The organism is Nocardia sp. A7, from assembly GCF_046549215.1.
GTDB lineage: Bacteria > Actinomycetota > Actinomycetes > Mycobacteriales > Mycobacteriaceae > Nocardia.
Map to the genome: position 1 here is coordinate 686,346 of NZ_JAJPWE010000004.1, position 17,250 is coordinate 703,595.

Sequence of the window (17,250 nt, forward strand, 5' to 3'; positions counted from 1 at the left end):
GGCGGTGAATCCACCACCAAACCAACCGGTGAACGGGTACGGGTCATCCGTGAAGGAGTGGCGTCGTACCTTCCGGACATCGATCCCGAAGAGACCAGCGAATGGCTGGAATCCTTCGACGACATGCTCGACCGGGAAGGCCCGGGTCGCGCCCGCTACCTGATGTTGCGCTTGCTCGAGCGAGCGGGTGAACGCCGTGTCTCGATTCCGGCGCTCACCTCCACCGATTACGTCAACACGATTCCCACCGAGAACGAGCCGTGGTTCCCCGGTGACGAGGAAGTCGAGCGCCGTTTCCGCGCCTGGATCCGGTGGAACGCCGCGATCATGGTGCATCGTGCGCAGCGCCCCGGAATCGGTGTCGGCGGCCATATTTCGACCTATGCGTCCTCGGCGGCGCTCTACGAGGTGGGTTTCAACCACTTCTTCCGCGGCAAGGACCATCCCGGCGGCGGCGACCACATCTACATCCAGGGCCACGCCTCGCCCGGCATCTACGCGCGCGGTTTCCTCGAGGGTCGCCTGAGCACGGACCGCCTCGACGGATTCCGTCAGGAGTACAGCCACGGCGGCCTCGGCAAGGGCCTGCCGTCCTACCCGCATCCGCGGCTGATGCCGGACTTCTGGGAATTCCCGACGGTGTCGATGGGCCTCGGCCCGATGAACGCGATCTACCAGGCCAGGTTCAACCACTACCTCACCGATCGCGGTATCAAGGACACCTCCGACCAGCACGTCTGGGCGTTCCTCGGCGACGGCGAGATGGACGAACCCGAGTCGCGCGGCCTGATCCAGGTGGCCGCGAACGAGGCGCTCGACAACCTGACCTTCGTGATCAACTGCAACCTGCAGCGCCTCGACGGACCGGTGCGCGGCAACGGCAAGATCATCCAGGAACTGGAATCGTTCTTCCGCGGCGCGGGCTGGAACGTGATCAAGGTGGTCTGGGGTCGCGAGTGGGACGCGCTGCTCGGCGCCGACCGCGACGGCGCGCTGGTGAATCTGATGAACTCCACCCCCGACGGCGACTACCAGACCTACAAGGCCAACGACGGCGCCTACGTGCGCGACCACTTCTTCGGCCGCGACCCGCGCACGAAGGCGCTGGTGCAGAACATGTCCGACAGCGAGATCTGGAATCTCAAGCGCGGCGGCCACGACTACCGCAAGGTCTACGCGGCCTATTCGGCAGCGATGGCGCACAAGGGTCAGCCGACGGTGATCCTGGCCAAGACGATCAAGGGCTACACCCTCGGCAAGCACTTCGAGGGCCGCAACGCCACCCATCAGATGAAGAAGCTGGCGCTGCAGGACCTCAAGGACTTCCGCGATCTGCAACGCATCCCGGTCAGCGATGCCGAGCTGGAGAAGGACCCCTACCTGCCGCCGTACTACCACCCCGGCATGGCCGATCCGGCCATCGAGTACATGCTGGCCCGGCGCAAGTCGCTCGGCGGTTTCGTGCCGGAGCGGCGCTCGGCCGCCAAGCCGCTGACGCTGCCGGGCGACGAGGCCTACCGCTCGGTGCGCAAGGGCTCGGGCAAGCAGAAGGTCGCCACGACCATGGCGCTGGTGCGCCTGATGAAGGAACTGTTGCGCGACAAGGAGATCGGCAAGCGCATTGTGCCGATCATCCCCGACGAGGCCCGCACGTTCGGCATGGACTCGTGGTTCCCGACGCTGAAGATCTACAACCGCAACGGCCAGCTCTACACCTCGGTCGACGCGGAACTGATGCTCGCCTACAAGGAGAGCACTGTCGGCCAGATCCTGCACGAGGGCATCAACGAGGCCGGTTCCACCGCGTCGTTCACCGCGGTCGCCACCTCCTATGCCACTCACGGTGAGCCGATGATCCCGCTCTACATCTTCTATTCGATGTTCGGGTTCCAGCGCACGGGCGACAGTTTCTGGGCCGCGGCCGACCAGTTGGCGCGCGGATTCGTGCTCGGCGCGACCGCGGGCCGTACCACCCTCACCGGGGAGGGTCTGCAGCACAACGACGGGCAGTCGCTGCTGCTGGCGTCAAGCAATCCCGCTGTGGTGACCTACGATCCGGCGTTCTCGTTCGAGATCGCGCACATCATCCGTGACGGTCTGCGCCGGATGTACGGCGGCGGCGAGGCACCGACGAGCCTGCTGCCGGGTACCGACGTGCCAACGGTCGGCACGTTCGGCGGGGAGAACATCTTCTACTACATCACCCTGTACAACGAGCCCTACCAGCAACCGGCCGAGCCCGACGACCTCGACGTGGCGGGTCTGCTCAAGGGGCTGTACCTGTACGAGCGCGGCGGTGAGGGTGAGGTTCGTGCCCAGATCCTGGTTTCCGGCGTGACCGTGCCCGACGGCCTGCGCGCGCAGGAGATGCTGGCCGAAGAGTGGGGTGTGGCCGCGGATGTGTGGTCGGTGACCTCGTTCGGCGAGCTCCGGCGGGAAGCGCTCGACAAGGAGATCACGGCGCTCAAGCACCCCGATGCCGATCCGGGTTCGCCCTACGTCACCCAGGCGCTCTCGGCCGCGCGGGGGCCGGTGGTCGCCGCGACGGACTGGATGCGCGCGGTGCCCGATCAGATCCGGCAGTGGGTGCCCGGCGACTACATCACCCTCGGCACCGACGGGTTCGGCTTCTCCGACACCCGCACGGCCGCGCGCCGGGTGTTCAACGTCGACGCGCAGTCGATCGTGGTGGCGGTGCTCGAAGGTCTCGTCAAGGACGGCACGTTCGACAAGGCCAAGGCGGTGGAAGCGGCCGCGAAATACGGCATCGACAGCGTGGCCGCCGCGCCGAAGCCGAGTGCGGACGCGGCAGAGGAACTCGCGTAGCGGACTATTGGACTGTGGAGCGCAAACCGCCGCGGCCCCGTCGGATCACCGAGGGCACCAGCGAACACGAGGTCTATCTGCCGACGGGGGCGCTGTCCCCGAATCGGCAGACCCGTGATCCGCTGCCCGACACGCTGCTCAGGCGGGTCAAGCAGTTCTCGGGCCGGCTGTCCACCGAGGCGGTGGGGTCGATGCAGGATCGGCTGCCGTTCTTCGCCGATCTGGACGCCGCGCAGCGAGCGGGCGTGCAGATGCTGGTGCAGACGGCGGTCGTGAACTTCCTGGAGTGGTTGCAGGATCCCGATTCCGACATCCGCTTCAGCCTGGACGCGTTCCAGGTGATTCCGCAGGATCTGGCGCGGCGGCTCACGCTGCGCCAGACGGTGGACATGGTGCGGGTGGCCATGGACTTCTTCGAGCAGTGGCTGCCCGCGCTGGCGCGCAACGATCGTCAGCTGGTGGCGCTCACCGAGGCGGTGCTGCGATACGGGCGTGAGCTCGGCTTCGCGGCCGCCTCGGTGTACGCCAGCGCCGCCGAGTCGCGTGGCGCGTGGGATACCCGCCTCGAGGCCCTGGTGGTCGACGCGGTGGTTCGGGGCGACACCGGTCCGGACATGCTGTCCCGGGCCGCCACGTTGAACTGGGACGCCACGGCGCCCGCCACGGTCCTGGTCGGCACGCCCCCGCTGGACCAGGGGGTGTCGACGGTCGGCGCGGTGCACACCATCGCGACCAAGCACGGCAGGGCCGCGCTGGCGGTGGTGCAGGGTGCGCGACTGGTGATGGTGGTCAGCGGGCACCTGGGGGAGTCGGGCATCGGCTCGCCGTTCCTCACCGATCTGCTGGCCGAGGTGTTCTCCGAGGGTCCGGTGGTGATCGGTCCGACGATGCGCACTCTCGGCGCGGCCCACGCGTCGGCGATCGAGGCGCTGGCGGGTATGGAGGCCGTTGTGGGCTGGCGTGGCGCGCCAAGGCCCGTTCACGCCACGGAGTTGTTGCCCGAACGCGCGTTGCTGGGCGATCGAGCTGCGATAGAGGCGTTGAACGAGTATCTTGTGCTCCCGTTGGCCGCTGCCGGATCTTCGTTATCCGACACACTCGACGCCTATCTGGATTGTGGCGGAGCAGTAGAAACTTGCGCTCGGCAGCTGTACGTCCATCCAAATACCGTCCGGTACCGACTCAAACGAATCGGCGAAGTCACCGGCCGTGATCCGATGAATCCTCGCGACGCGTATGTGCTCCGGATTGCAGCAACAGTGGGCCGTTTGACACGAACGCATAACGAATCGTCTCCTACTGTCACAGAAACCCCGCCCATCCCATTGGCTCACGACCCCCTGTAACGGGATCGGTGAATCGGTCGATCCCGACACCCCACCTCGGATTTTGTGGGACCCCTACAAAAGCGATCGGAAAGCTTCATTCGCGCCGACATCTCATGCGGCGGGGGTCACAGTGTTGTCTTAAGGGGTGATCGCGTTGCTTACCCCTGGACAGGGGTCCCAGACACCCGGCATGCTCACGCCGTGGCTCGCACTTCCCGGTGCGACTGATCGCCTCGAGCTCTGGTCGAAGGCCGCAGGCCTCGATCTGGTCCGTCTCGGTACCACCGCGACAGCCGAGGAGATCGTCGACACCGCGGTGACGCAGCCGCTCGTGGTCGCTGCCGCACTGCTCGCGTTCGCCGAAATCGCCCCCGGGTCGATTCCGGCGGATACAGTCGTCGCCGGACACTCGGTCGGCGAATTCGCCGCAGCCGCTGTCGCCGGTGTCATCACCGCCGACGAGGCCGTCGCCCTCGCCGCCATCCGCGGCCGGGAGATGGCCAAGGCCTGCGCACTGGAGCCGACCGGCATGTCCGCGGTGCTCGGTGGCGACGAAGCCACCGTGCTCGCACGGCTCGCCGAACTCGATCTCGTCCCGGCAAACCGCAACGCGGTCGGCCAGATCGTGGCAGCGGGCCGCCTGGAAGCTCTGGCGGAGCTCGCCGCGAACCCGCCGGAGAAGGCACGGGTCCGCGCGTTGCCCGTCGCCGGTGCGTTCCACACCGTCTTCATGGCCCCGGCACAGGAAGCTGTCGCCGATGCCATCGCCCAGATCTCGCCGAGCGACCCGATCCGGACGCTGCTGTCGAACTTCGACGGGCAGCCGGTCACCTCGGGCGCCGACGCGATCGAAAAGCTTGCCGCTCAGGTCACGCGCCCCGTGCGCTGGGACCTGTGCAACGAGACCATTCGCGCCGCGGCCGTCTCGGCCGTGGTCGAGTTGCCGCCGGCGGGCACGCTGGTCGGCATTGCCAAGCGGGAACTGAAGGGCACGCCCAATCTGGCCCTCAAGACCCCGGAAGACCTCCCCGTGTTGGCCGACCTGACCACCTCGGGCTAGCTTTCCCCCCGGCGGTCATGCACACCGAAGTGCGGGCCGTTCACGAACCCTACAAATAGAAACAAGAAGGGAGCCACCAAAGTGGCCGCTCTGACCCAGGAACAGATCGTCGAAGAACTCGGCAAGATCATCGAAGAGGTTACGGGTATCGAACCCTCCGAGGTGACCCTCGAGAAGTCCTTCGTCGACGACCTGGACATCGACTCGCTGTCCATGGTCGAGATCGCTGTGCAGATGGAAGACAAGTACGGCGTCAAGATCCCCGACGAGGATCTGGCCAGCCTGAAGACTGTCGGTGACTCCGTCGCTTACGTCCAGAAGCTCGAGGCCGAGAACGCCGACGTCGCCGCAGAGCTCAAGGCCAAGTTCGACAGCGCCGGCGAGTAGGGCCGAACTTTGACCACTCCTGCTCCCAGTACTTTGAACGGGAACTTCCCCAACGTCGTCGTCACATCGATGGCGGCGACCACGTCGATCGCTGGTGATGTCGATGCGACGTGGAAGGGGCTCCTCAACGGTGAGAGCGGAATCGACGTTCTCGAGGACCCTTTCATCGAGGAATACGACCTGCCGGTGCGAATCGGCGGTCACCTGAAGGTCAGCCCCGACACCCTGTTGACCCGGGTCGAGATCCGCCGCATGGCGTATGTCGAGCGCCTGGCGACCGTCCTCGGTCGTGAGGTGTGGAAGAACGCGGGCAGCCCTGAGGTCGACAACGACCGTCTCGGCGTCGCGATCGGCACCGGACTCGGCGGTGGCGACGCACTGATCGACTCGGTCGACAAGCTGAAGAACGGTGGCTATCGCAAGATCTCGCCGCTGGCTGTTCAGATGGTCATGCCGAACGGTCCGTCGGCGGTCGTCGGTCTCGAGCTGAAGGCTAGGGCAGGAGTGATCACTCCGGTCTCGGCGTGCTCGTCGGGTTCGGAGGCCATCGCCAACGCGTGGCGGATGATCGTGATGGGTGACGCCGACATCGTCGTCACCGGTGGTGTCGAGGGCTACATCTCCGATGTGCCGATCGCGGCGTTCTCGATGATGCGCGCCACGAGCACCCGCAACCATGATCCGAAGGGCGCGTCTCGGCCGTTCGACAAGGACCGAGATGGTTTCGTCTTCGGCGAAGCAGGTGCGCTCATGGTCATCGAGACCGAGGAGCACGCCAAGGCGCGCGGGGCGACCATCCACGCACGCCTGCTCGGTGCGGGTATCACCTCCGACGGGTACCACCTGGTGGCACCTGATCCCGCAGGGACCGGTGCAGGACGCGCGATGCAGCGCGCGATGCAAACCGCCGGCTTGTCCCCGCGTGACATCATGCACGTGAACGCGCATGCGACCGCGACTCCGATCGGCGACCTCGCCGAGAAGAACGCGATCCATTACGCCGGGGTGCAGCATGCCTCGGTGTACGCGCCGAAGTCGGCACTTGGTCACTCGATCGGTGCCGTCGGCGCCCTCGAGTCGATCCTCACGGTGCTCGCGATCCGGGACGGTATTGTTCCGCCGACACTGAACCTGGACAACCAGGATCCGGAGATCGATCTCGATGTGGTGCACGGGGAAGCCCGTCGCCAGGAAATCGAGTACGCGATCAACAATTCCTTCGGTTTCGGTGGGCACAACGTCGCGCTCGCCTTCGGTCGGGCGTAAACGCCGCAGACTGCACATCCGATCCCCGGGTGGGGGTCGTGCCAACTGAATGGTTCGACCCCCAACCGGCGGTTCGCCACAGCAGCCGCTGTCGCGGCAATTTTACGAAGGAGTGAGCGCGATGACCATCATTGCTCCCGCGTTTCAAGACACCACCACAGATCCGCGCGACCCACTGGGTCGGCTCCAACGTTTCTTCGATCCCGGCACCGTCCTGCCGCTGCATCCGCGCGACCGCTCCGGCGTGCTCGCCGCGATCGGCGAGGTCGACGGTGTCCGTACCGTGGCCTACTGCTCCGACGCCACCGTGATGGGTGGCGCGATGGGCGTGGAGGGCTGCAAGCACATCGTCGACGCGATCGATACCGCGATCGAATCCGGCATTCCCGTCGTCGGGCTGTGGCACTCCGGTGGTGCGCGCCTGGCCGAGGGTGTCGAGGCGCTGCACGCGGTAGGCCTGGTCTTCGAGGCCATGGTGCGCGCGTCCGGCCTTGTTCCCCAGATTTCGGTGGTGCTCGGCTTCGCGGCCGGTGGCGCCGCCTACGGTCCCGCGCTGACCGATGTGGTCATCATGGCGCCCGAGGGCCGCGTGTTCGTCACCGGACCCGACGTCGTGCGCTCGGTGACCGGCGAGAACGTCGACATGGCGACCCTCGGTGGTCCCACCACACACTTCAAGAAGTCCGGCGTCTGCCACATCGCCGCCGACGACGAGGCCGATGCCATGCACCGCGCGCGTCGACTGGTGTCGATGTTCGCCGAGCAGGGCGAGTTCGACCTGGTCGCGGCCCAGCACGGCGATGTCGACCTCAAGGCGATGCTGCCGGAGTCGGCCAAGCGCGCCTACGACGTGAAGCCGATCGTGCACGAGCTGCTCGACAATGTCGACGGTGAGTCCTCGTTCGAGGAACTGCAGGGTGGTTACGCCCGCAGCATGGTCACCGGCCTCGGTCGTCTCGGCGGTCGCACCGTCGGCGTCCTGGCCAACAACCCGCTGCGCCTGGGCGGTTGCCTCAACTCCGAAAGTGCCGAGAAGGCTTCCCGTTTCGTGCGTCTGTGCGACGCGTTCGGCATTCCGCTGATCGTGGTCACCGATGTCCCCGGCTACCTGCCCGGCGTCGGCCAGGAACTCGAGGGCGTGGTCCGCCGTGGCGCGAAACTGCTGCACGCCTTCGCCGAAGCCCGCGTTCCCCGCGTCACCCTGGTGACCCGCAAGATCTACGGCGGCGCCTACATCGCGATGAACGCCCGTTCCCTCGGCGCCACCGCCGTCTACGCCTGGCCAGGCTCCGAAGTAGCGGTCATGGGCGCCAAGGCCGCCGTCGGCATCCTCCACAAGAAGGCTCTCGCCGCCGCCCCCGAAGCCGAGCGCGAAGCCCTGCACGAACGCCTCACCGCCGAACACGAGCAGCTCGCGGGCGGCGTCGAACGCGCCGTAGCCATCGGCGTCGTCGACGAGATCATCGACCCCGCCAAGACCCGCAGCACCATCGCCGCGGCCCTGGCCTCGGCCCCCGCTCGCAAGAGCCACCACAAGAACATCCCGCTGTGATCTGACCTGCCACCAGGTCTCGGCGCAGTGCCGGGTTCGACTTGTGGCTCGGCGGTCGCTCACGCGCATAATGGCAGGGTGCGCTATGAGGAACTCGCAGACGTCCCGTGCTCGATCACGCGACCGCTGGTGCTCTTCGGGGATCGCTGGACCTTGCTGATCCTGAAGTACAGCTTCGCCGGAGTGCGCCGGTTCAACGCGTTCCAGGGCGCGCTGGGGATTTCACGCAGTCGGCTGCGCGACCGCCTCGATCGGCTGATCGAACACGAGATCCTGGTGAAACGGCCCGCCGACGACGGCGCCTACGAGGAGTATCGGCTCACCGAAAAAGGCCATGCGATCTATCCGATCCTGATGGCGATTCGCGACTGGGGCGATGCGTACATGGCTCCGGATGGGCCGCCGGTGGAATACCGGCATCGCGGCTGCGCGGGTGAAGCGCACGCGCATCTGACGTGCGACAAGTGCGCCGCGGAGGTCACCGCTCGCGATATCGAGCTGGAAGCAGGCCCCGGAATGACCTCCGCCGCGCGTCCCGCCTGACCTGGCCGCCCGGCTCAGGAGGTGTGCCAGGTGACCTGGTCCTCGAGCGGTGCTCGGGCGGTGCGGAAGGTGTTGATCGGGTGGGTGGTGTCGGGGTGGCCGAACGAGATGCCGAAGACGACCTTGCGGGTGTCGGGGATGTCGAAGTACTCGCGGATGAACGGCGCGTAGGAGGCCAGGGCGGCTTGGGGCGCGGCGCCGAGGCCGAGGGCTTGGGCGCCGAGGAGGAAGTTCTCGAGCCAGAGGCCGCAGTCGATGGCGCCGTAGATGCCGAGGTCGGCTTCGGAGGTGACGATGGCGACGTGCGGTGCGTCGAAGAATTCGAAGTTGCGCACCATCTGGCGCATGGTCTTCTCGTGGTCACCCTTGACGATGCCGACGCTGTCGTAGAGCTGGAACCCGCAGGCCCGGCGACGGTCGCGGTAGACGCCCTCGTAGGCGGCAGGGAACTCGAAATCTGGTGTGTTGCCCGCAGTTTGGATGTGGTCGAGCAGTTGCTTGCGGAACCGTTCGGTACCTTCGCCCGCGGTGACGACGACCTGCCACGGCTGGGTGTTGCACCACGAGGGAGTGCGCTGCGCGAGGGTCAGCAGCTGTTCGATGGTCGCGCGGTCGACCGGTTCCGAGGTGAACTGGCGGCAGCTCCAGCGTTCGTCGGCCAACCGCTGGAGGGTGGCGAAATCGCTGCTGTCGTGGTCGGTCTGCGCCATCGCGCGGCTCCTAGGGTGCGGCAAACTGGTCTCATTTTGAGACTAATTTAGCAGTTGGGTCACGGCGACGGAACCCACGAATCCGGTGGTCGGCGCAGCCTGACTCAGCCGCGTCGACGGGCGACAACCACTATCGCGATACCGATCCCGACCGCCACTGCCACGCCCGCGCCGATCAGGACATAGAAGGCCCACGGCCGGGCGACCGTCGCCGGTTCACTCACGGCCACAGGCTGTTGTGTCGGCTCGGCACTGGCACCGACGTAGGTCGGGCCGGGTTCGGCCGCACCCGACACGGTGACGTCGAGCTGTACCGGCGTCGGCGGCAGGGCGTCGGCGCCGGACGGGATGCCGACCTTCACGGCGAGGTGATACCAGCCGGCCATGGACTGCATGCGAACGTTGTAGCTGTCGCGGTTGGCGTAGCGGATCGGCACCGATGCCAGGCGGAGTTCGGTGCTCGAGCGGCCGGTATAGGCGTTGGTATCGTAGCCGATTTCAATGCCGAGCGGGGCGTACAGCGTGGTCGTCACGTTCGAGGCCGCAGTGCTGTTGGCGCCGCCGGTCTCGGCGAAACGTACCCGGTAGGCCAACCCCTGCCCCCACTCGAGTCGAACGCGGTAGAAGACGTACTCGCCCGACTGCACGGTGTCGGTGTAGCTGCCGCCGCCGGGCAGCGTAGCGGCGGTCGTGAACGAGCCACTGCCGCTGATCGTCTGGGCAGGCGACGTCGGTTCCGTGAACGTGGTTTTCGCGGTCGAGGCCGCCGGGCCGGGATCGGTGACGCCGGGTTCGATGCCGACGAGAATCTCCACGGGCAACCGATCGGGCGAACCCTCCGACACCAGATCCCAGGTCAGCTCGAAGGTGTAGCGACCGGCGCCGGTGCACTTGTCGGACTCGAACAGCGGTTTCGCCGCGCCGTCGAAGGCCCTGGCGACGGTGAGGGTGGCGCCGTCGCTCGACCTGGACTCGAGTTCCCGTTCGCGAGTGCCGCATTCCACGCTCTCGCGCCCGAAAAGGCGAAGGTCGAGTGCGTTCATGTCGTCGGTTGTCGAGGTGCTCCGGCCGCGGGGGAACGAGACGATCCCGGTGAAGTAGGCCGTGGCGCCCTCGGGCACGTCGACCGCGTAGTACCGCTTCTCCCGCTGACCGAGGGTGTCGAGGTACTGACCGGGCTTCGCGAGCGGTGCGGTGCCGATGGTGCCGGTGCCGGTGATGGGCGTGCCGGTGGCCTGGTAGTTGCGCAGCGCGGCCGAACTCACCCGCGGCAGAATGCGTTCCAGCGCGGCGCCGTCGTCGGCATCGCTGTAGGTGCCGCCGGTCGCCTGCGCCACGCAGGTGAGCTGGGCGCGCGCCTTGTCATCGACGGCGAACCCGATCGAATGCACGATCAGGTCGAGGCCGTGCTGCTTCAACTCCTTGGCGACCTCACACGGGTCGGGCGGTGAACAGGTGTCGTCACCGTCGGAGACGAGCACGATCGAGCGCGGCCCGGAATCGGGCAGCGCGTCGGCGGCCTGGCGCAGCGCGGTGCCCATCGGGGTCCAGCCGCGCGCGTGGATGCCGTCGACGGCGGTGGTGAGGGCGGGCTTGTCGATGGTTTTCGGCGGCGCCAGCACCTGGACGTCGCGGCAACCGGCCACCTTGTCGGCCTCGGCATTGCTGGTGCCGGTGCCGTAGGTGGTGAGTCCGACCGAGGATTCGGCGGGCGCCGAGGCGACGAACGAACGCACGGCCCGCTTCGCGGAATCCATCATGGTGCCGCCCTGGTCGGGCCGCTCCATCGAGCCGGAGGCGTCGAGGATGAGCATGGTCGGCGCGTACTGTCCTGGGTCCGCCTGCGCCATGGCCGGTAACGAGGCGGTCAGCACGGTGAGAGCTACGGCGGTGAGTGCGGCGGTCAGCGTGCTGAATCTCGGCATCGTCCTCGTCTTCGGTGCAGCGGGGTGAAACCGGACAGACGTTACCCATCGCCCTATTCCTGCGGAAGTGGTGCACACCATCGTTTGAAACACTCGATCACGTTCGGGCAGGTGAGGGCGTATCAGCTCGCGCCTGCGGCGGATCGGGACAGTTCCGGGGCACAATCGACCGCATGGCTTTGCAGGCCCGCGACGCGCAGGAGCGCAAGCGGCACGGCAGGCACTACACGCCACCGGAGCTCGCGCGGTTCCTGGCGCGCCGGGCGCTGCGGTACGCGCCACCCACCGGGGTGCTGCGTGTGCTCGACCCGGCCTGTGGGGACGGCGAGCTGTTGCTGGCGGTCCATCGGGAAATAGCCGCCAGCGCACCGGATGCCGAGATGCGCCTCACAGGTTATGACCTGGATCGACAGGCTGTCGAGGAAACCGCGGGGCGGGCTGCTGACCTCGGCGTCGAAATAGATTGCCGTGCGGGCGATTTCCTGGCGACGTCCGCTGATCTGGCCGACGGCTCGTTCGACCTGATCATCAGCAATCCGCCGTACGTGCGGACCCAGCAACTGGGCGGTGCGACCGCTCAGTTGCTGAGCAAACAGTTCGGCCTGCGTGGACGGATCGACCTCACCCATCCCTTCGTGGCCATCGCACCGCGGCTGTTGGCTGCCGGGGGAGTGCTCGGATTGCTCTGTGCCAACCGGTTTCTCACAACCAGGGCGGGGGCGAACCTCCGTCGGATCCTCACCGGTGAACTGACTCCGGTGGAGCTCTACGACCTCGGCGACACCAAACTCTTCGCCGCCGCGGTGCTGCCCGCGATCACCGTGGCCCTGCGCGCTACCGGCCCGACCGGCTGTCGCTACGTCTCGGTCTATGAGGAACTGGGTGTCGAACCCGATTGCGCTGTCGAGCTTTTCGAGGCGCTGGCGGGCGACGACGCCTGTCTCGTCGGTGTCGGGGGGCGGGTGTTCGCGGTGGAGGTCGGCGTACTGGCGACGGGCGAGATCGTGGCGCGCGATCCGGCCACCGGCGGGCATGCGGTGGCGAACCCGCCGAATGTGGGGCTGGTGAGCGCGGAGCCGACGTCGCAGGCGGTCGACGGTGTCCGGTTCGACCGTCACGGTGACACCGCCTGGCGCATGTCCCGCCCCTCGGTAGACCACTGGCTCGGGCGGATCGCCGATCGCACCTGGCGCTCGTTCGGGGAGGCCGCGCGCATCAGGGTGGGGATCAAGACGACGGCGGATCGGGTGTTCATCTCGGACCGGTGGGATCAGATGGACCCGACCCCTGAGCCCGAATTGTTGCGGGAGTTGATCACTCACCACGATCTGCAACCCTGGCGAATCGCGATGGCGCGCGGCACGCGGGTGCTCTATCCCTACGATCTGCTGCAGCCCCGCCGCACTCCGATCGATCTCACCGATTTTCCTTGTGCCGCAGCATATTTGCAGTCCCACGAACAAGCTCTCTCGGGCAGGCGCTACGTCCTCGACGGTGGCCGGAAGTGGTTCGAGATCTGGGTTCCGCAGCGCCCACATCTCTGGGGCGCACCGAAATTGGTTTTCCCGGACATCAGCGAACGTCCACGGTTCGCCCTCGATCGGTCGGGCGCGGTCGTCAACGGTGACTGCTACTGGATCTCGCTCACCGACCTCGGAGATTCGGCCACCGATCTTGCGTATCTCCTGATGGGCGTGGCGAATTCGGCGCTGGGCCTGCGGTTCTACGACGCGGTCTGCGGCAACCGGCTGTACTCGGGCCGACGCCGCTGGATCACCCAGTACGTAGCGCGACTGCCGCTGCCCGATCCGGGCTGTCCGGCGGCGGGTGAGGTCGTACGAAGGGTGCGCGCGTTACTGGAAGATGGCGTGTCGGTAGCCGATTCGGGCATCGATGAGGTGGTCGAGGCGGCGTTCGGCGTCTCAGTGGATGTCGCGGATGCCGACCATCGGTAGCAGTGTGCGCCGCGCGAACTCGCGCCCGGCTTCGGCGTCGTCGAGCGGGATGAGGCCGTCCGGGGTCAGTGCCAGCGACAGGGCGAGCCGCGCCATGATCTCGGCGACCAGATCAGGATCGAATTCCGGCACCGGCGCGCTGACCTGGAGCTCGCGCAACTTCTCCGCCAGATACGCGCGCCCGACGGCGAGGATCGGCCCGGCTTCGGTGGTGAGGCGGGGCAGAATGATCTCCGGCTCGGTACTGAGCAACCGGCGCAGCAGCTCATTGCCCGCGATGGTGGTGACGAAGGCGACGAAGATCTCGACCAGCTGTTCGCCGGGTTCGGTGACAGCGCGCACCCGCTCGTCGATCTCGGTCACATAGCGCTGCGCCTCACGCACGCCGACGGCTTCGACCAGATCGTTCTTGGATTCGAAGCGCCGGTAGAGGGTGGCCGGGCTGATTCCGGCCCGCCGAGCGATCTCGCCCATGCTCGTGCGTTTGATCCCGAAATCCAGAAACGCCGACAGCGCACTGTCGAGCAGCTTCTCGCCGTCGGTGACGGGCTTGTCGAGTATCCGCGCGAGGATCGACGAAACGGTAGGCATTACCCCATTATCCCTGTGGGGGTAGATCCAATGCGGCCATCTCCTGCTCGATCGCATTGGCCGCGAAATGTACCCCGCGAGAACGGAGTTCGTGAACGCGGGATTGGAGTGCTTCGATCCCGCCGGGCTGGGCCGCGATATCGGCCACGCTGAGCCGCCCTGCCGGTCGGCGCACACCGGAATGCACGTATGCCACCGTGATACCTCCTGCCTCGCGTATCCGGTGTCGATCGCCATTCTCATGATCGGCCACGAAGTACGCAGGACAAAATGCTATCAGGGTTCCCTACTGGTCACTTGCTCAGTGTGACGGGTCACAACACCTCGGCGTCGCGATGGTTGGTCAGATTGTGTAGGTATACCGCCGCGTTGAGCTTGATCCCGTCCTGCTGGGCCGGGGTCAGCTCGCGACGCACCTTGCCCGGCACACCGGCCACGAGCGAACCGGGCGGAATCTGCGCACCCTCGGGAATCAGGGCATTGGCCGCGATCAGGCTGCCCGCGCCGATCACCGCGCCGTTGAGCACCGTCGCGCCCATGCCGACGAGAACATCGTCGCCGATGGTGCAACCGTGCAGAATCGCGTTGTGTCCCACTGAGACTCCGGTGCCGACGGTGAGCGCGAAACCGGGGTCGGCGTGCAGCACGCAGCCGTCCTGGATATTGGTGCGCGCCCCAATGGTGATCTGTTCGAGGTCACCGCGCAGCACCGCCGAGTACCAGACACCGACCTCGGCACCCACCCGCACCCGGCCGATCACGGTCGCGTTCGGCGCGATCCAGGCCGTGTCGTCGATTTCAGGCGTGAAGCCGCTCACCTTGATGATCATGAACCGATTATGGCGCTGCCCCGCGACACCGCGCGCGGTGGGCTGCGCCGCCGCTCCGGCGTAGGCATGGCGGCGACACGCGATCGAGGCCGCATCCGCCGGCCTCGCGGCTGTCGACGGCACGCTGTTGTCGCCCGAAGTCGCGGCCGCACACGGGTATTCCCTCGGCGCATGACCGGCGCGGTCAGCTGGACGTGTGATCACCAGGCCATGGCGTAGGCATCGTCCGAGAACAAGAATCCGCCACGGCCTGATGATCTTGGTCCGGTCCGTCTACTTGCCGCCGCCCAGGTACCAGTCCGGTGCGCCCTCGATGGGCAGGTCGCGCAGCTTGTCGGGGTTGCGCACGACAGTGATCGCGGTGACGCGGCCTGCGTCGACGACGAACGAGAAGACGCCCGCGTGGGTGCCGTCGAAGACGATCAGGCCGGGCATGCCGTTGACCAGTACGGCCCGGCCCCAGCCGTCCGCGGTGTTGTACCAGCCGAGCAGCATCTTGGCGATGAGTTCGGCGCCGCGCACCGGCTGACGGATGGCGGGCACCTTGCCGCCGCCGTCGGCGGTGAGGACCACGTTCTCGTCGAGCACCCCGAGCAGCGAACTCAGGTCACCGGAGCGCCAGGCGAGCGAGAATGCCGAGACGACCTTCTCCTGTTCGACGGGGGTAGCGGGAAAACGTGGGGTGCCGTTCTCGACATGCTTGCGGGCGCGGGAGGCTAGTTGCCGGACCGCGGCGGGGGTGCGCCCGACCACCTCGGCGACCTCGGGGCCGGTCATGCCGAACACATCTTGCAGCACGAACGCGGTGCGTTCGGCCGGTGAGAGCGACTCGAGCACGACCAGGAGCGCGGTGGTGACGCGTTCGTCCTGGGAGATGCGGTCGGCCGGATCGTCCCAGGAAGTGACCTCCGGTTCCGGTAGCCATTCGCCGACGTACTGTTCGCGGCGTACGCGGGCGGACCCGAGCTGGTCCAGGGCGAGGCGGCCGACGACGGTGGTGAGCCAGGCGCGCAGGTTGTCGATCTCGTCCGACTTGCCCGCTTCGAACTGCCGTTGCAGGCGCAGCCACGCGTCTTGGACGACGTCCTCGGCGTCACTGATGCTGCCGAGCGTGCTGTAGGCGAGTCGGCGCAGGTAGAGGCGGTGTTCCTCGAAGCGGCGGGCCAGTTCGGCCTGATCGAGAGGCTGCGGTGAGGTCATGGTGTGCGCCGTTCGGTTGATCTTGCTCGGTCCCGGCGAGTCTAGAAGCGCCGTCACAGTGATGACGAACCAGCGGCGCCGGGTGTGACATTCCCGGCTGGGGATACCCTCGGCCGGTGCGGAAAGGGACGTCGACGGCGGCGGGGCTGGTGCTGGGATTCGTGATCGATCGGGTATTCGCCGATCCGCGGCGGTGGCATCCGGTGGCCGGATTCGGTTCGGCGGCAGTGGCATTGGAGAAGTCGACCTATGCCGATGATCGGCGTGCAGGGGTGGTGCACGAGGTTGTCGCGGTCGGGTCGGTCGTCGGAGTCGGTGTGCTCGCCTCCCGCGGTAGGGGGTACGGCGGTGTGCTGGTGACCGCGCTGGCGACGTGGACCGCGCTGGGCGGGCGCAGCCTCGTCCGCGCCGGACATGCCATGGCCGACCGACTCGAAGCCGAGGATCTCACCGGTGCGCGCGAACTGTTGCCGTCGCTGTGTGGACGCGACCCGTCGGTGCTCGATGCCGAGGGGCTCGCGCGTGCCGCGCTCGAATCCATCGCCGAGAACACGTCGGACGCGGCTGTCGCTCCGCTGCTGTGGGGTGCGGTCGCGGGTGTGCCGGGAGTGCTCGGTTATCGGGCGGTCAACACGCTCGACGCGATGATCGGCTACCGCAACGAGCGGTACGAGCGGTTCGGCTGGGCTGCCGCTCGTACCGACGATGTGGCCAATCTCGTCCCAGCCCGTGTCACCGGGCTGCTCACCGCTGGTCTCGCGTCGCTCGTCGGTGGGAAGCCGTCGGGTGCGTTGCGCGCATGGCGACGCGATGCCGCTGAGCATCCGAGTCCCAATGCGGGAGTTGTCGAAGCGGCCATGGCCGGTGCGCTCGGGATTCGGCTCGGGGGTCGTACCCAGTATCGCCACGGGATCGAACTTCGCCCGACCCTCGGCGACGGTCCGACACCGAGTCCCGCGGACTTGCGGCGCGCTGTGCGGATGTCGGCGGGTGTGCAGGTCGGAGCGCTCGCGGTGGCTGTCGCGATCAGTGCCTTACGTAGGCGGTAGGTGCGACGGCAACCCGGTGATCATGCGG

At 67.2% G+C, this 17,250-nt stretch carries 15 protein-coding genes; 9 read left to right on the forward strand and 6 right to left on the reverse strand.

The window, feature by feature from the left end:
- The first annotated feature begins 45 nt into the window (after positions 1 to 45).
- From aceE to ACLJPD_RS25215, 7 genes are all read left to right on the forward strand, one after another.
- Positions 46 to 2,826, forward strand: coding sequence for a pyruvate dehydrogenase (acetyl-transferring), homodimeric type (aceE, locus tag ACLJPD_RS25185; RefSeq protein ID WP_410875440.1), 2,781 nt, complete (start codon positions 46 to 48; stop codon positions 2,824 to 2,826).
- A gap of 44 nt (positions 2,827 to 2,870) precedes the next feature.
- The gene (locus ACLJPD_RS25190) at positions 2,871 to 4,172 is read left to right on the forward strand and encodes a PucR family transcriptional regulator (protein ID WP_410875442.1); all 1,302 of its coding nucleotides are present in this window, start codon (positions 2,871 to 2,873) and stop codon (positions 4,170 to 4,172) included.
- Between the two features lie 127 nt (positions 4,173 to 4,299).
- Positions 4,300 to 5,214: an ACP S-malonyltransferase gene (locus ACLJPD_RS25195; protein ID WP_410875305.1), complete on the forward strand. Its 915-nt coding sequence runs from the start codon at positions 4,300 to 4,302 to the stop codon at positions 5,212 to 5,214.
- A gap of 81 nt (positions 5,215 to 5,295) precedes the next feature.
- Entirely contained in the window at positions 5,296 to 5,601 is a 306-nt protein-coding gene (gene acpM, locus ACLJPD_RS25200) for a meromycolate extension acyl carrier protein AcpM (protein WP_056821158.1), read from the forward strand.
- Positions 5,602 to 5,610: 9 nt separating this feature from the next.
- The gene (locus ACLJPD_RS25205) at positions 5,611 to 6,867 is read left to right on the forward strand and encodes a KasA/KasB family beta-ketoacyl-ACP synthase (RefSeq protein ID WP_410875306.1); all 1,257 of its coding nucleotides are present in this window, start codon (positions 5,611 to 5,613) and stop codon (positions 6,865 to 6,867) included.
- 121 nt (positions 6,868 to 6,988) lie between these two features.
- Positions 6,989 to 8,419, forward strand: coding sequence for an acyl-CoA carboxylase subunit beta (locus ACLJPD_RS25210; RefSeq protein WP_410875307.1), 1,431 nt, complete (start codon positions 6,989 to 6,991; stop codon positions 8,417 to 8,419).
- Between the two features lie 78 nt (positions 8,420 to 8,497).
- Complete coding sequence (locus ACLJPD_RS25215; RefSeq protein ID WP_410875308.1) at positions 8,498 to 8,962, forward strand: winged helix-turn-helix transcriptional regulator; 465 nt, start codon at positions 8,498 to 8,500, stop codon at positions 8,960 to 8,962.
- 14 nt (positions 8,963 to 8,976) lie between these two features.
- Here ACLJPD_RS25215 and ACLJPD_RS25220 read toward each other — a convergent pair whose 3' ends face one another.
- A complete protein-coding gene (locus ACLJPD_RS25220) occupies positions 8,977 to 9,672 on the reverse strand; it encodes a nitroreductase (protein ID WP_410875310.1) in 696 nt (231 codons plus the stop codon).
- Between the two features lie 104 nt (positions 9,673 to 9,776).
- The gene (locus ACLJPD_RS25225; RefSeq protein ID WP_410875311.1) at positions 9,777 to 11,597 is read right to left on the reverse strand and encodes a vWA domain-containing protein; all 1,821 of its coding nucleotides are present in this window, start codon (positions 11,595 to 11,597) and stop codon (positions 9,777 to 9,779) included.
- Between the two features lie 173 nt (positions 11,598 to 11,770).
- On the opposite strand from ACLJPD_RS25225, the gene ACLJPD_RS25230 reads away from it, so the two are divergent.
- The gene (locus ACLJPD_RS25230) at positions 11,771 to 13,552 is read left to right on the forward strand and encodes an Eco57I restriction-modification methylase domain-containing protein (protein WP_410875313.1); all 1,782 of its coding nucleotides are present in this window, start codon (positions 11,771 to 11,773) and stop codon (positions 13,550 to 13,552) included.
- Here the strand turns inward: ACLJPD_RS25230 and ACLJPD_RS25235 are convergent.
- From ACLJPD_RS25235 to sigJ, 4 genes are all read right to left on the reverse strand, one after another.
- Positions 13,520 to 14,143 (reverse strand): TetR/AcrR family transcriptional regulator, encoded by a 624-nt coding sequence (locus ACLJPD_RS25235; protein WP_410875315.1) that lies wholly within the window; start codon positions 14,141 to 14,143, stop codon positions 13,520 to 13,522. The two genes, ACLJPD_RS25230 and ACLJPD_RS25235, sit on opposite strands and share 33 nt — an antisense overlap.
- 7 nt (positions 14,144 to 14,150) lie before the next feature.
- Positions 14,151 to 14,339 carry a hypothetical protein gene (locus ACLJPD_RS25240; protein ID WP_410875317.1) on the reverse strand — a complete coding sequence of 63 codons (189 nt, stop codon included), beginning with the start codon at positions 14,337 to 14,339 and terminating at the stop codon, positions 14,151 to 14,153.
- A gap of 118 nt (positions 14,340 to 14,457) precedes the next feature.
- Entirely contained in the window at positions 14,458 to 14,973 is a 516-nt protein-coding gene (locus ACLJPD_RS25245; protein WP_410875319.1) for a gamma carbonic anhydrase family protein, read from the reverse strand.
- Between the two features lie 273 nt (positions 14,974 to 15,246).
- The gene (sigJ, locus tag ACLJPD_RS25250; RefSeq protein ID WP_410875320.1) at positions 15,247 to 16,173 is read right to left on the reverse strand and encodes an RNA polymerase sigma factor SigJ; all 927 of its coding nucleotides are present in this window, start codon (positions 16,171 to 16,173) and stop codon (positions 15,247 to 15,249) included.
- A 116-nt stretch (positions 16,174 to 16,289) separates the two neighbouring features.
- Here sigJ and ACLJPD_RS25255 point away from each other — a divergent pair, with 116 nt between their 5' ends.
- Positions 16,290 to 17,222, forward strand: coding sequence for a cobalamin biosynthesis protein (locus tag ACLJPD_RS25255; protein WP_410875322.1), 933 nt, complete (start codon positions 16,290 to 16,292; stop codon positions 17,220 to 17,222).
- The last annotated feature ends 28 nt before the right edge of the window (positions 17,223 to 17,250 follow it).